General features: G+C 69.9%; 11 protein-coding genes. 2 read left to right on the top strand and 9 right to left on the bottom strand.

All coding sequences use genetic code 11. The features are described from left to right. The first annotated feature begins 43 nt into the window (after positions 1–43). Complete coding sequence (locus ACSGDB_RS15265) at positions 44–1423, top strand: O-acetylhomoserine aminocarboxypropyltransferase/cysteine synthase family protein (protein WP_434995774.1); 1380 nt, start codon at positions 44–46, stop codon at positions 1421–1423. Then, a complete protein-coding gene (locus tag ACSGDB_RS15260; protein ID WP_434995773.1) occupies positions 1420–1929 on the top strand; it encodes a CoA-binding protein in 510 nt (169 codons plus the stop codon). Before ACSGDB_RS15265 ends, ACSGDB_RS15260 begins: the two co-directional genes overlap by 4 nt. Here the strand turns inward: ACSGDB_RS15260 and ACSGDB_RS15255 are convergent. From ACSGDB_RS15255 to ACSGDB_RS15215, 9 genes are all read right to left on the bottom strand, one after another. Continuing rightward, entirely contained in the window at positions 1926–3242 is a 1317-nt protein-coding gene (locus ACSGDB_RS15255) for a hypothetical protein (protein WP_434995771.1), read from the bottom strand. The genes ACSGDB_RS15260 and ACSGDB_RS15255 overlap by 4 nt on opposite strands. After that, on the bottom strand, positions 3239–3793 hold the full coding sequence (locus ACSGDB_RS15250; protein ID WP_434995768.1) for an RNA polymerase sigma factor: 555 nt from the start codon (positions 3791–3793) through the stop codon (positions 3239–3241). Before ACSGDB_RS15250 ends, ACSGDB_RS15255 begins: the two co-directional genes overlap by 4 nt. Before the next feature lie 212 nt (positions 3794–4005). After that, complete coding sequence (gene mmsB, locus ACSGDB_RS15245; RefSeq protein WP_434995766.1) at positions 4006–5241, bottom strand: multiple monosaccharide ABC transporter permease; 1236 nt, start codon at positions 5239–5241, stop codon at positions 4006–4008. A 4-nt stretch (positions 5242–5245) separates the two neighbouring features. Further along, entirely contained in the window at positions 5246–6775 is a 1530-nt protein-coding gene (gene mmsA, locus ACSGDB_RS15240) for a multiple monosaccharide ABC transporter ATP-binding protein (protein WP_434995765.1), read from the bottom strand. A 115-nt stretch (positions 6776–6890) separates the two neighbouring features. After that, positions 6891–8006, bottom strand: coding sequence for a multiple monosaccharide ABC transporter substrate-binding protein (gene chvE / locus ACSGDB_RS15235; RefSeq protein ID WP_434995763.1), 1116 nt, complete (start codon positions 8004–8006; stop codon positions 6891–6893). A gap of 58 nt (positions 8007–8064) precedes the next feature. Next, positions 8065–9579 carry an L-arabinose isomerase gene (araA, locus tag ACSGDB_RS15230; protein ID WP_434995762.1) on the bottom strand — a complete coding sequence of 505 codons (1515 nt, stop codon included), beginning with the start codon at positions 9577–9579 and terminating at the stop codon, positions 8065–8067. Further along, complete coding sequence (locus ACSGDB_RS15225) at positions 9576–10304, bottom strand: L-ribulose-5-phosphate 4-epimerase (protein WP_434995761.1); 729 nt, start codon at positions 10302–10304, stop codon at positions 9576–9578. Before ACSGDB_RS15225 ends, araA begins: the two co-directional genes overlap by 4 nt. Continuing rightward, positions 10301–12100 (bottom strand): ribulokinase, encoded by a 1800-nt coding sequence (gene araB / locus ACSGDB_RS15220; RefSeq protein WP_434995760.1) that lies wholly within the window; start codon positions 12098–12100, stop codon positions 10301–10303. Before araB ends, ACSGDB_RS15225 begins: the two co-directional genes overlap by 4 nt. Before the next feature lie 83 nt (positions 12101–12183). Continuing rightward, positions 12184–13188, bottom strand: a complete 1005-nt coding sequence (locus ACSGDB_RS15215; protein ID WP_434996002.1) for a LacI family DNA-binding transcriptional regulator — start codon at positions 13186–13188, stop codon at positions 12184–12186. Positions 13189–13252 lie beyond the last annotated feature (64 nt).

Raw genomic sequence — 13252 nt, 5'->3', positions numbered from 1 at the left:
GCTCCGCGCCCGCGGCATCCCGACCCAGCAAGGCAGGTGCCTGATGGCAGAACGTTCCTTCGGCTTCCGCACGCGTGCACTGCACGCCGGCGGCACTCCCGACGCCACCCACGGCGCCCGGGCGGTCCCGATCTACCAGACCACGTCCTTCGTGTTCAAGGACACCAACGACGCCGCGAACCTCTTCGCCCTGCAGAAGTACGGCAACATCTACTCGCGGATCGGCAACCCGACCGTCGCCGCGTTCGAGGAGCGCATCAGTTCCCTCGAGGGCGGGATCGGCGCGGTGGCGACGGCGTCCGGCATGAGCGCGGAGTTCATCACCTTCGCGGCGCTCTGCCAGGCCGGCGACCACATCGTGGCCGCATCCCAGCTGTACGGGGGAACGGTCACCCAGCTCGACGTCACACTGCGCCGCTTCGGCATCGAGACCACCTTCGTCCCCGGGACGGACCCCGCGGACTATGCGGCCGCCATCCGGGACAACACCAAGGCGGTCTACGCCGAGGTGATCGCGAACCCCTCGGGTGAGATCGCCGATCTGGCGGGCCTCGCGAAGGTCGCCCACGACGCCGGGATCCCGTTCATCGTGGACTCCACGCTGAGCACGCCCTACCTGGTGCGTCCCATCGAGCACGGCGCGGACATCGTCATCCACTCGGCCACCAAGTTCATCGGCGGGCACGGCACCACGCTCGGCGGCGTGATCGTGGAGAGCGGTCGCTTCGACTGGGGCAACGGGAAGTTCCCCATGATGACCGAACCCGTGCCCTCCTACGGCAACATCCAGTGGTGGGCGAACTTCGGGGAATACGGATTCCTGACGAAGCTGCGCACCGAACAGCTCCGCGACATCGGGCCCTCCCTCTCAGCGACGTCCGCCTTCCAGCTCCTCCAGGGGGTGGAGACCCTCGCGCAGCGCCTCGACGAACACCTCGAGAACGCGCAGGCCGTCGCGGAGTGGCTGCAGGCCGACCCGCGGGTGGAATACGTCAACTACGCCGGACTCCCCACCCACGCGCATCACGAACGGGCGAAGACCTACCTTCCCCAGGGGCCCGGATCCGTGTTCAGCTTCGGCATCAGGGGCGGCCGCAAGGCGGGCCAGAAGTTCATCGAGTCGCTGCAGCTCGCCTCGCACCTCGCGAACGTGGGCGACTCCCGCACCCTCGTGATCCACCCGGGCTCGACGACGCACCAGCAGCTCTCGGCCGAGCAGCTCGCCGCGGCGGGCGTGCCCGAGGACCTCGTGCGCATCTCCGTGGGACTGGAGGACCTCGAGGACATCCTCTGGGACCTGGACCAGGCCCTCGAGATCGCGGTGAACGCCTCCGACGACGCGTTCGAGGACCTGCCGCAGGAAGCGGCCGGGGAGACCGACGGCGACGCCTCGGCGACGCGGGCAGTGGGAGTGGGAGCATGAGCGGCACCGACAGCGTGGTCCCGGAACGGACCTGGGAAGGCCCGACGGCGCCCGAACGGCTGAACCTGCTGCGGTCCGCACGATCGGTGGCGATCGTCGGCGCCTCGGACAAGCCCTCGCGCGCGTCCTACTTCGTCGCGACCTACCTGCAGTCCTCCTCCCCCTACCGCCTGTACTTCGTGAACCCGGTGGCGAAGGAGATCCTCGGCCGGCCGGCCTACGCGTCGCTGAAGGACCTGCCCGAGGTGCCCGACGTCGTCGACGTGTTCCGCAAGCACGACGACCTGCCGTCGGTACTGCAGGACACGCTCGACGTCGGCGCGAAGACGCTCTGGCTGCAGCTGGGATCGTGGCACGAGGACGTCGCGCGGAACGCCGAGGCCGCGGGCCTGGACGTGGTCATGGACCGGTGCATCAAGATCGAGCACGCACGCTTCCACGGCGGGCTCAATCTCGCAGGATTCAACACCGGCGTCATCTCCTCCAGGCGGCAGATCACCTCCTAGCGGAGGTCGGACACCTCCGGCGGGCCTGCCCCCTCGGACCCTTCGACGGCGGGCCGGCCGGTCTCGGGCCGGCCGGTGTCGGGCCGGTCGGTGTCGGGCCGGTCGGTGTCGGGCCGGTCGGTGTCGGGCCGGTCGGTGTCGGGCCGGTCGGTGTCGGGCTTGTCCTTAGCATGCTCCTCGGCGTGCTCGTCCACGGCATGCTCCTCGGCGGCAGGCGCGCCCGGCGGCCCGGGAGCCGGCGCCGCCGACCGGTCCACCGGCTGTCCCTCGACGGCCTGACCAGCCGGCCCGGGAGCTGACCCGGGAGCTGGCCCGGGCGCGCGGAGCCAGACGCTGCCCTGGGGTGCAGGCGTCGCATGTGCGTCCGAGCCCTTCCCGCGCGGGTCCGCGGCGGGACCGGCTGGAGGTCCCGACTGGGCCTGCTTCAGCAACCGGACCTCGGGACCCGGGGCGTCCACCTGACCGCTCCCGGGGGCGGGGGTGCCGGCCTTCCCGCTCCCGGGGACCGGGGCCCCTGGAGCCCGGTCCGCGGGCACGGGGCTCTCCGGCCCGGATGCGGAGCGACGCTCGGGTGCAGGCGACGATCCCGCCGGAGCGACCGGACGGTCAGCGGACCGTGGGACGGTCACCGGCGTAGCGGCAGCCGGTGGGACGGCGGCAGGGGCGGGCGGTGCCTGACGGGCAGGAGGAACAGCAGCAGGAGGCGCCGCAGGAGCAGACGGTGGCTCCGGGGCGGTCCCGGCGTCCGGCGGACCGTGTGGCGCGGCATGCACCACGGCCGGTCCGGCCCCTGGCACGGGTGAGTCGCCGTCGGCCGCCCGGTCCTTCGGCGCGACCTCCGGCGCCGGACGCGGCACCGCGACCGACGGCCCCGGCGTCGTGTGCGAGGGGGCGGGGATCTCCACGGGGGCCACGATGCCGTGTCCGCCGTCGTCCGGCCCGGCCAGCACGCCGGGCAGGGGGTAGGCCCGGTCCGCGTCGTCGCGGATGCTGAAACGCGTGATCGACTCGACGGCGTCCGTGAGCCCGTCGGTGAGGGCGGTGCCGGCCGCGACGCCGGACATCCCGATGCCCATGGACACGGCGAGTGCCCCACCGATGAAGGTGACGCGGCGCTTGTTGCGACGGGCCGCGGGCGCCTTGCCACCGTCGGCCATCAGCTGGGCGAGTTCGGCGGTGACCTCCGGCGCAGGCCCCGCCCCGAGGCTGCCGATGGTCTCGACGGCACGCACGAGGGCGGGATCCTCGGCGATGCCTGCCTCGTCGAGGAGATGCAGCACGGCGTCCTGCGACGGCGTCTCACGTCCGGTCATTGTGCTTCCGATTCATCGAGGTGAACGAGTTCCTTGAGTTTGAGCAGTCCGCGCCGCTGCAACTGCTTGACCGATCCTGCCGACTTCCCCAGGATCTCCGCGACCTGGTCGATCGGCAGCTCCGCCACGATGCGCAGCAGGATGACTTCTCGCTGCTCGGGGTTCAGCTGTCCGAGCAGCCCTCCTGCCCCGCCGATCGCCAGGTTGCCGAGCGCCACCGCCTCCGCGGAGTCGGTGGTCCGGGGATCGCCGTCGACCTCGTAGCCCACCAGGACGGGAGCACGCGCCCTCTTCCGCACCTCGTCCACATAGCGCGCGTGGGCGACGGAGAAGGTGAACGTGCGCAGCCCCGGCAGCCCTCCGGTGACCGAGTCCAGCCTGGAGAACACCGCGAGGAAGACTTCCTGGGTGAGAGCCTCCGGGTCCTCGGACCCACGTCCCACGAAGTACCCCAGGACGGCAGGGCTCAGCGATTGGTAGATGAGGGACAGGGCCGCCGGTTCGCCCGTCTGAGCGCGGGTGAGCGCATCAGCGGGCAGCGGTGAGACCACGATTCATCTAGTCCTTGTTCGGGCGGAACGGCCTCACCATCGTAACCGTCGCCTCCCGAGCGGGATCGAGAACCCGTCGTTCAGGTGCGAAAAAGGCCGCACCGAGGCCCGTTGGGGGATAAGCCTCGGTGCGGCGCTTCATTCAGGTAATCGACGGCGGGTCGGGGAAGGTTACGCTCGCCCCGGGATTTCTCGGAAGTTTCTGGAGAGTCCTATTTCAGGGCGTTCGAGGCGCGGCGCTTGTTGAAGACGTCGAACCCGACGGCGAGCAGGAGCACCATGCCCTTGATGAACTGCTGGACGTCGATCCCCACCCCGAGCAGCGACATCCCGTTGTTGAGCACACCCATGATCAGGCCGCCGGTGATCGCTCCGATGACCGTCCCCACACCGCCGGTCACTGCGGCACCGCCGATGAAGGCCGCCGCGATGGCGTCGAGCTCGAAGAGGTTGCCCGCCCCCGGGCCGGCCGAGTTGAGGCGACCGGTGAAGATGAGGCCCGCCAGCGCGGCCAGCACTCCCATGTTGACGAAGAGCAGGAAGTCGATGCGCTTGGTGTTGATGCCTGAGAGCTGTGCGGCCTGCAGGTTGCCGCCGAGGGCATAGATGTGGCGGCCGAAGACGGAGTTGTTCATCACGGCGCTGTAGCCGACGATCAGCACGCCGAGGACCACCAGGACGATCGGCGTCCCGCTGCGGGAGCTCGCGAGCAGATAGGTGAGGCCGAGGATGATCGCCACGATGAAGGCGAGCTTCGTGAGGAACCAGGCCTGCGGCTCGTCCTCGAGGTTCAGCCGGGCCCGGGTGGCCCGCCCGCGGAGCTGGGTGATCACGAGGAGTGCGACGGCGATGAGGCCGAGCCCCACGGTGGTCCAGTCGAGCAGGTTCGTCTCGGCCGGGAACAGCCCCGGGAACAGGAAACCGCCGCCGAGCTGCCGGTATTCCTCGGGGAAACCGGTGATGCGCTGGTTCTCGAGCACGATCTGCGTGAGCCCGCGGAAGACGAGCATGCCCGCGAGGGTGACGATGAACGCCGGAATCCCCACGTAGGCAACCCAGAAGCCCTGCCAGGCGCCCACCAGTCCACCGATGATCATCGAGGCGACGAACGCAGCCCACCAGGGGAAGTTCCAGTCCTGCACCATGATGCCGGACATGGCGCCCACGAACGCCGCGACCGACCCGACCGACAGGTCGATGTGCCCGGCCACGATGATCATGACCATGCCGATGGCCAGCAGGAGGATGTAGCTGTTCTGGACGATGATGTTCGAGACGTTGTCCGGCTGCAGCAGCGCGCCGCCGGTCAGTACCTGGAACAGGGTGACGATCACGAGGAGCGCCACGAAGATGCCGATCTGCCGCAGCCTGCCGGCGAGGAAGGACACCCCGTCCTTGACGGTGGGGGGCGGCGTCGTGACGACGGGGTCCTTGACGGTGGTTGCCATGGAATCAGTCCTTGTCCTTGGTCATGTAGTGCATGAGGAGTTCCGGTGTCGCCTGCGCGATGGGCACTTCGGCGGTGATGCGCCCCTCCGCGAGCGTGTAGATGCGGTCGCAGATCCCGAGGAGTTCGGGCAGTTCGGAGGAGATGACAATCACCGCTTTCCCCTCTCCGGCGAGGCGGTTGATGATCGTGTAGATCTCGTACTTCGCGCCGACGTCGATCCCGCGCGTGGGTTCATCGAGGATCAGGACGTCGGGGTCCGAGAACATCCACTTGGAGAGCACCACCTTCTGCTGGTTGCCGCCGGACAGCTTCCCGGTGATGGAGGTGACGGAGGGCGCCTTGATGTTCATGGAGCGGCGGTAGTCGCCGGCGACGACGGCCTCCTGACCGCCGTCCACCCACCCGCGCGTCGCGAGCTTGCCGAGGGCGGCACCGGAGATGTTGCGTTTGATGTCGTCGATCAGGTTCAGCCCGTAGCGCTTCCGGTCCTCCGTCGCGTACGCGATGCCGTGCCGGATGGCCTCCCCCACGGTCTTCGCGGTGATCGGCGTCCCGTTCTTGTAGAGCGTGCCCGTGATGCCGGAGCCGTAACTCCGCCCGAAGATGCTCATGGCGAGCTCGGTGCGTCCCGCGCCCATGAGCCCGGCGACCCCGACCACCTCGCCCGCCCGGACGGAGAGGTTCGCCGCATCGACGATCACCCGACCGGTCTCCTGCGGATGGTGGACGGTCCAGTCCTCGACCCGCAGCACCTCCTCGCCGATCGACGGCGTGCGGTCCGGGTAGCGACTCTCCATGTCACGCCCCACCATGCCCCGGATGATGCGCTCCTCCGTCACGGACCCGTCATGGAGGCTGAGCGTCTCGATCGTCCGGCCGTCCCGAAGGATGGTCACCGAGTCCGCGATCTCACGGATCTCGTTGAGCTTGTGGCTGATGATGATGCAGGTGATGCCCTCGTCGCGGAGGCCCTTCACGAGCCCGAGGAGGTGCGCGGAGTCCTCGTCGTTCAGCGCCGCGGTGGGCTCGTCGAGGATCAGCAGCTTCACGTTCTTCGACAGGGCCTTGGCGATCTCGACGAGCTGCTGCTTGCCGACCCCGATGTCGCGCGCCCGTACCACCGGGTTGAGGTCGAGGCCCACGCGCCGGAGCAGCTTGGCCGCCTCGACGTTGGTCTCGTTCCAGTTGATGAAGCCGCGCTTCTCGCGTTCGTTGCCGAGGAAGATGTTCTCCGCGACGGACAGGAAGGGTGAGAGGGCGAGCTCCTGGTGGATGATGACGACGCCGGCGCGCTCGCTGTCCCGGATGTCCCGGAACTCCGCGATGCTGCCCTCGAACTCGATGTCGCCGTCGTACGTGCCGTGCGGGTACACCCCGGACAGCACCTTCATGAGGGTCGATTTCCCGGCCCCGTTCTCCCCGCAGATCGCGTGGACCTCGCCCCGTACGACGTCGAGGTTGACGTCCTGCAGGGCCTTCACGCCCGGGAAGGTCTTGGTGATGCGGCGCATCCTGAGGATGTTCTCCGCCATGGTCGAGCCTCGCTTACGTCGGTGGAAGTCCCGGCAGCGGCCGGGCGAGGTCCGGCGCCGCCGGCTCCGGACCGGGAAGGTCCGGAGCTGCGACGTCCGGGATGGGGCGGACGGGCTACTTGAGGTCGTCCTCGGTGTAGTAGCCGGTCTCCACGAGGGAGGCCTCGTAGTTGTCCACCGTGACGATCTCTGATTCGAGGAGATAGGACGGGACCACCTTGACGCCGTTGTCGTACGTCTCGGTGTCGTTCACCTCGGGCTCCTCGCCCTTCATGAGGGCGTCGACCATGGTGACGGCCTGCTTGCCCAGCTCGCGGACGTCCTTGAAGATCGTCGAGTACTGCTCGCCGGCGATGATCGACTTCACCGAGCCGACCTCGGCGTCCTGACCGGTGACCACCGGCAGTTCGTCCGCCGAGTAGCCGCCGGAGGTCAGGGCCGAGATGATGCCGATGGACAGGCCGTCGTAGGGCGACAGGACGCCCTCGAGGCGCTCGCCGCCGCCGACGGTGAGGAGGTCCTCCATGCGGTCCTGCGCGGTGTCGGGGAGCCAGCGGAGGATCGCCGCCTGCTCGAAGTCGGTCTGCTTGCTGGGTACGCGGAGCACACCGCTGTCCAGGTAGGGCTGCAGGGTCTCCATGGCGCCGTTCCAGAAGAACGTGGCGTTGTTGTCGTCCGGGCTGCCGGCGAAGAGTTCGACGTCGAAGGGGCCCTTCTCGCCCGTCTCCTTGCCGTCGGCGTCGAGGATGCCGAGGCCGGTCAGCAGGGACGTGGCCTGCTGGACACCGACCTCCTCGTTGTCGAACGTCGTGTAGTAGTCCACGGTGTCCGAGCCGTTGATCAGGCGGTCGTAGGCGATCACGGGGATGTCCTGGGACTCGGCCTGGTCGAGGACGCTGGTCAGGGTGGTGCCGTCGATCGAGGCGATGACGAGGGCCTTGACGCCCCCGTTGATCATGTTCTCGATCTGGGAGACCTGGGTGGGGATGTCGTCGTTGGCGAACTGCAGGTCCACCTCGTAGCCGAGGTCCTCCAGCTGGCTCTTCACGTTCTCGCCGTCGGCGATCCAGCGCTCGGACTGCTGCGTGGGCATGGCGACGCCGATCTTCGCGCCCTCGTTGGAACCGCCTTCCGCGGCGGAGGCGTCGCCGCCGCGGCTTCCGCCGCACGCGGTGAGGCTGAGGGTCAGGACGCCGGCGGCCGCGATGCCGGCCAGGTATTTCCGATTCATGGTGGATCTTCCTTGTGAGTGGTTTCCGGCAGGGTCGCCGGCTTTCGGGGAAAGGGTCTTAGAGCTTCTGGGCCAGCCGGTAGTAGGCGGCGTTCCAGCGCAGTTCCCGCTGGAAGTCCCGCAGCGTCGTGTCGGCGTCGATGCGGAGCAGTTCCACCTGGGCGATGTCGGCGAAGTCCTCGAAGACCTCGAGGCCCACCGCGGTGCTGAGGACGGTGTGGTGCGCGGCCCCGGCACTGAGCCAGGCGGCCGCGGAGACCTCGAGGCTCGGCTCCGGCTGCCACACCGCGCGGGCCACCGGCAGGTTGGGGAGCGGGGCGTCCGGCGGGACCACGTCGACGGCGTTCGCGGTGAGGCGGAAGCGGTCGCGCATGTCGGACAGCGCGACGACGACGCCCGCGCCGGCGTCCGTGTCGAACACGAGGCGCACTGGGTCCTCCTTGCCGCCGATGCCCAGCGGGTGCACCTCGAGGGAGGGCGTCGCGGTGGTCAGGGTGGGGCAGATCTCGAGCATGTGCGCGCCGAGGATCTTCTCCTCCCCCGGCACCAGGTGGTACGTGTAGTCCTCCATGAGCGAGGCCCCTCCCGGCAGTCCCGCCCCCATGACCTTCGCCGCGCGTACCAGCACGGCGGTCTTCCAGTCGCCCTCCGCGCCGAAGCCGTAGCCGCGCGCCATGAGCCGCTGGACGGCGAGGCCGGGCAGCTGCCGCAACGCGCCGAGGTCCTCGAAGTTGGTGGTGAACGCCCCGAAGTCCCCCTCCTCGAGGAACGAGAGCAGGCCGAGTTCCTGCCGGGCGCCGTAGCGCAGCGACTCGTGGCGGTCGCCGCCGCGGCGGAGCTCCGGTGCGACGTCGTACGTCTCCTCGTACTCGGCCACGAGGGCGTCGACGTCGGCCTCCGGCTGGGCGTCGACGGCGGCGACGAGGTCGTTCACCCCCCACGTATTGATCGAGACGCCGAACCGGAGCTCGGCCTCGGTCTTGTCACCCTCGGTGACGGCGACGTTGCGCATGTTGTCCCCGAAGCGCGCGACCTTGAGCTCATGGACGGCGGCCCAGCCGGCCGCCGCGCGCTGCCACGTGGCCACCTTCGCGCAGACGTCGGGGTTCGAGACGTGCCCGACGACCGTCTTCCGCGGCACCCCGAGGCGCGTCTGGATGTAGCCGAACTCGCGGTCGCCGTGCGCGGCCTGGTTCAGGTTCATGAAGTCGAAATCGATCTCCGCCCACGGCAGCGCGACGTTGATCTGCGTGTGCAGGTGCAGCAGCGGCTTGCGGAGGGCGTCGAGGCCCGCGATCCACATCTTGGCGGGGCTGAAGGTGTGCATCCAGGCGATGACGCCGATGGCCTGGTCCGCGGCGTTGGCCTCGAGCGCCATGCGCCGGATCGAGGCCGAGTCCTTGAGGGTCGGCTTCCAGACCACCTTGACGGGCAGTCCCGCGTCACCGAGGAGGCGGACGATCTCCTGGGACTGCTCGGCGACCTGCTGGAGCGTCTCCTCGCCGTAGAGGTCCTGGCTGCCGGTGAGGAACCAGACTTCGTAGGTGTCGAGGGTGGTGCTGAGGGGGCTCATGCGGGGGCTCCTGGGCTGGCGGGCTGGCCGTAGACGTTCTGGTAGCGGTCGAAGAGGGAGTCGATGTGCTCGGGGTGGATGCCGGTCGGCGTGCCGAGCTGGCGGGAGATGTGGACGGTGCGCGCGACGTCCTCGAGCATGACGGCGGCCTTCACGGCGTCCCTCGCGTCCTTGCCGATGGTGAACGGTCCGTGGTTCTTCATCAGCACGCCGCGGGAACGGTGATCGGTGAGCGTCTCCACGATGCCGCGTCCGATCGAGTCGTCGCCGATGACCGCGAACGGGCCCACGGGGATCTCACCGCCGAACTCGTCGGCCATCGCCGTGAGGACGCAGGGGATCGCCTCCCCCCGGGCCGCCCACGCCACGGCGTAGGTGGAGTGCGTGTGCACGACGCCACCGACGTCGGGCATGTGGCGGTAGACGTAGGCGTGCGCCGCGGTGTCGCTCGACGGCGAGCGCTCCGACCCGGGGGTGCCCGCGACGACGGCGCCGTCGAGGTCGCACAGGATCTGGTTCTCCGGCGTCAGCTCGTCGTAACCGACGCCGGAGGGCTTGATGACGAACAGGTCGGCGCCCGGCACGCGGCCGGACACGTTGCCGCCGGTCCAGACGACGAGCCCGTAGCGCACGAGTTCGGCGTGCAGCGCCGCGACGTCCTTCCGGACCTCCTGGATCGCGGCCTCCACCTCGGGGCTGAAGGTCGTGGCGTCGATGGTGCTCATGCGGACACCGCCTGCTGTGCAGGGGCGGTCCGGACGGACCGGCGCAGCGCCTTGAGCCGGTGCATGACGTCGTTGGTGCCGCGGCCGAAGTAGTCGTGCAGCTCCGTGTATTCGCGGTACAGCGCGTCGTAGGCCGCCGCGCGGTCCGCGTCGGGGGTGTAGGCCGCGCGCTGCAGGCGGCCCATGGCGGCGGCTGCGGCGTGGATGTCCTCGTACGCGCCTGCCGCGACGGCGGCGTGGATCGCCGAGCCGAGGGCGGGGCCCTGCGAGCTGCCGATCACGGAGATCGGCATGTTCAGCACGTCGGCGTAGACCTGCATGAGGAAGGGGTTCCGGATGAGTCCGCCGGCCGCGACGAATTCCGTGACGGGCACGCCGGCCGCGTTGAAGGTCTCGACGATCTTCCGGGTCCCGAACGCCGTGGATTCCAGTAGCGCGCGGTAGATCTCGTGCGGACGGGTGGCGAGCGTCAGTCCCACGATGGTGCCGGAGAGTTCGTGGTCGACGAGGACCGAGCGGTTGCCGGAGTGCCAGTCGAGCGCGACGAGGCCGTGGGCGCCGACCGGCTCCGCCTGCGCCTGCTCCGTCAGGTACTCGTGCACGCTCAGGCCCTGCGCCGCGGCGGCGTCGCGGATCTCGCCGGGCACCTGGTTCGCGACGAACCAGGCGAAGATGTCGCCGACACCCGACTGGCCGGCCTCGTAGCCGTAGAAGCCCTCCACGATCCCGCCGTCGACCACACCGCACATGCCCGGGACCTCGCTGAGGCGGTCCGAGTTCAGCACGTGGCAGGTCGAGGTGCCCATGATGGCCACCATCTGACCGGGGTCCGTGGCCTGCGCGGCGGGGGCGGTGACGTGGGCGTCCACGTTCCCGACGGCGACGGCGATACCGGCCGGGAGGCCCGTCCACCCGGCGGCCTCCTCCGACAGCGATCCCGCCTTCGAGGCGAGGGCGCCGATGGTGTGCTCCACCTTGTCCCTGGCGAAGCCGGCGAAGTCGGGGTTGAGTGCGGCGAGGAACTCCTCGGACGGGTAGGTGCCGTCCTGGTAGATGCCCTTGTACCCGGCGGTGCAGGCGTTGCGCACGTACTCCCCGGTGAGCTGCCAGACGATCCAGTCGGCCGCCTCGACCCAGTGGTCCATGAGGTCGTACAGCTCACGGTCCTCCTCGAGCAACTGCAGGCCCTTGGCGAACTCCCACTCGCTCGAGATCAGTCCGCCGTAGCGCGGCAGCCAGGCCTCGCCGCGCTCGGCGGCGAGGTCGTTGATGCGGTTGGCCTGGCCCTGGGCGGCGTGGTGCTTCCACAGCTTCACGTAGGCGTGGGGGCGGTCCTCGTAGCCGGGCACCTCGTTGAGGGGGGTGCCGTCGGCGAGGGTGGGCACCATGGTGCAGGCGGTGAAGTCGGTGGCGATGCCGATGACGTCCTGCGGATCGATCCCGGCGTCCCGGACCGCGGCCGGCACGGCGGTGCGGAGCACATCGACGTAGTCGGAGGGCACCTGCAGCGCCCACTCGGGTGGCAGCTGCTCCCCGGTCGCGGCGAGGACCGTGTCCATCACGGCGTGCGGGTACTCGAGGGTGGAGGCGCCGAGTTCTGCGCCGTCGGAGACACGCACGACGACGGCACGCCCGGACAGGGTGCCGTAGTCGACGCCGATGACGTAGGCGGGCCTGCCGTCGTCCGCTGGGGGCGTGGACACGCCCGGGATGGAGTCACTCAAGGGAAGGACCTCTTCGTTCTTCTCGGGACTGCTGGCAGTGCCCTGCTGGATCGGGGTGGTGTGACCGGTCATGTGACCGTTCACATCGGCGGTCACCAGTGTGCGTCCTGGTGGCGTGATGTGTCAATCAGCGGGGTTGTCTACGTGCGACGGCGTCAGTGCGGGGGGCGAGCCGTGGAGGAGCGGACGACGAGTTCGGGCTGCACGGCGTCGGGCGTCCCGTCCGGTCCGGACACGCCGGCAGCTCCGGGCGCGCCGATCAGGCCGAGCAGCCGCGCGACGCACCGCCGGCCGAGTTCGGGGAAGTTCTGCCGCACCGTCGTGAGCGGCGGCCAGTAGTGGGCGGCCTCGGGGACGTCGTCGAACCCCACCACGCTGACGTCCTCGGGTAGCCGGCGCCCGTCCTCCCGGAAGGCGTGCATCAGGCCGAGGGCCATCTGGTCGTTCGAGGAGAACACCGCGGTAACCCCGGGGTCCCCGACCAGCGCGAGCCCGGCGCGGTAGCCGGACTCCGCCGTCCAGGTACCGGAGACGAGGGGTTCGGGCTGCAGGCCCCACGCCTGCATCTCGCTGCGGTACCCGCGTACGCGGGCGTCCGTCTCGAACCAGCCGTCGGGTCCTGCGACGTGCGCGATGCGCCGGTGGCCCAGCTCGAGCAGGTGGCGCGTGGCGAGGACGGCCCCGCCGGACTGGTCCACGGACAGCCGGTGGTCGTCGCGCTCCCGCGCGGAGTGCACGGTCACGAACGGCAGCGTGATGGACAACCGCTCGATCTCCCCGAGGGTCTGTGCCTGCGGCGCGAGGATGATGAGGCCGTCCACGCCGTGCACCAGCAGCCGGTCGAGGGCGGAACGGATGGACCCGCCGTCGACGTCGTCGAGGTGCGCGACGTCCACGGCGTACCCGGCCTGGCGCGCCGCGCTGTCGATGGCCTGCAGGCTGGCCGCGGGACCGTACTCGAAACCCTTGCCGACGAGCACGCCGATGGTGGTGGACCGGCTGGTCACGAGGGCCCGCGCCGCCCGGTTGGGCCGGAAGCTGAGCTCGTCCATGGCAGCGAGGACGCGGTCGCGCGTCTCCGCGCGGAGGCTCGGGTGGTCGTTGATCACACGGGAGACCGTCTGGTGCGAGACCCCCGCGCGCCGGGCCACGTCCCGGATGTTGGCGGCACGGGCCGGGTCCGCCGGCGGCGTCCCCTCCGTGCGGCGGACGGACGCCGCAGGA

Source organism: Arthrobacter sp. Ld5 (assembly GCF_051172775.1).
Lineage (GTDB): Bacteria > Actinomycetota > Actinomycetes > Actinomycetales > Micrococcaceae > Arthrobacter_D.
The sequence above is the reverse complement of the archived record's forward strand: the minus strand, read 5'-3'. Positions and strand labels throughout refer to the sequence as shown.

Bases quoted from the DNA above. Each gene is read 5' to 3' on its own strand.
- ACSGDB_RS15265 (WP_434995774.1), top strand. From the start codon at position 44: ATGGCAGAACGTTCCTTCGGCTTCCGCACGCGTGCACTGCACGCCGGC.
- ACSGDB_RS15260 (WP_434995773.1), top strand. From the start codon at position 1,420: ATGAGCGGCACCGACAGCGTGGTCCCGGAACGGACCTGGGAAGGCCCG.
- ACSGDB_RS15255 (WP_434995771.1), bottom strand. From the start codon at position 3,242: ATGACCGGACGTGAGACGCCGTCGCAGGACGCCGTGCTGCATCTCCTC.
- mmsB (WP_434995766.1), bottom strand. From the start codon at position 5,241: ATGGCAACCACCGTCAAGGACCCCGTCGTCACGACGCCGCCCCCCACC.
- mmsA (WP_434995765.1), bottom strand. From the start codon at position 6,775: ATGGCGGAGAACATCCTCAGGATGCGCCGCATCACCAAGACCTTCCCG.
- chvE (WP_434995763.1), bottom strand. From the start codon at position 8,006: ATGAATCGGAAATACCTGGCCGGCATCGCGGCCGCCGGCGTCCTGACC.
- araA (WP_434995762.1), bottom strand. From the start codon at position 9,579: ATGAGCCCCCTCAGCACCACCCTCGACACCTACGAAGTCTGGTTCCTC.
- ACSGDB_RS15225 (WP_434995761.1), bottom strand. From the start codon at position 10,304: ATGAGCACCATCGACGCCACGACCTTCAGCCCCGAGGTGGAGGCCGCG.
- araB (WP_434995760.1), bottom strand. From the start codon at position 12,100: ATGACCGGTCACACCACCCCGATCCAGCAGGGCACTGCCAGCAGTCCC.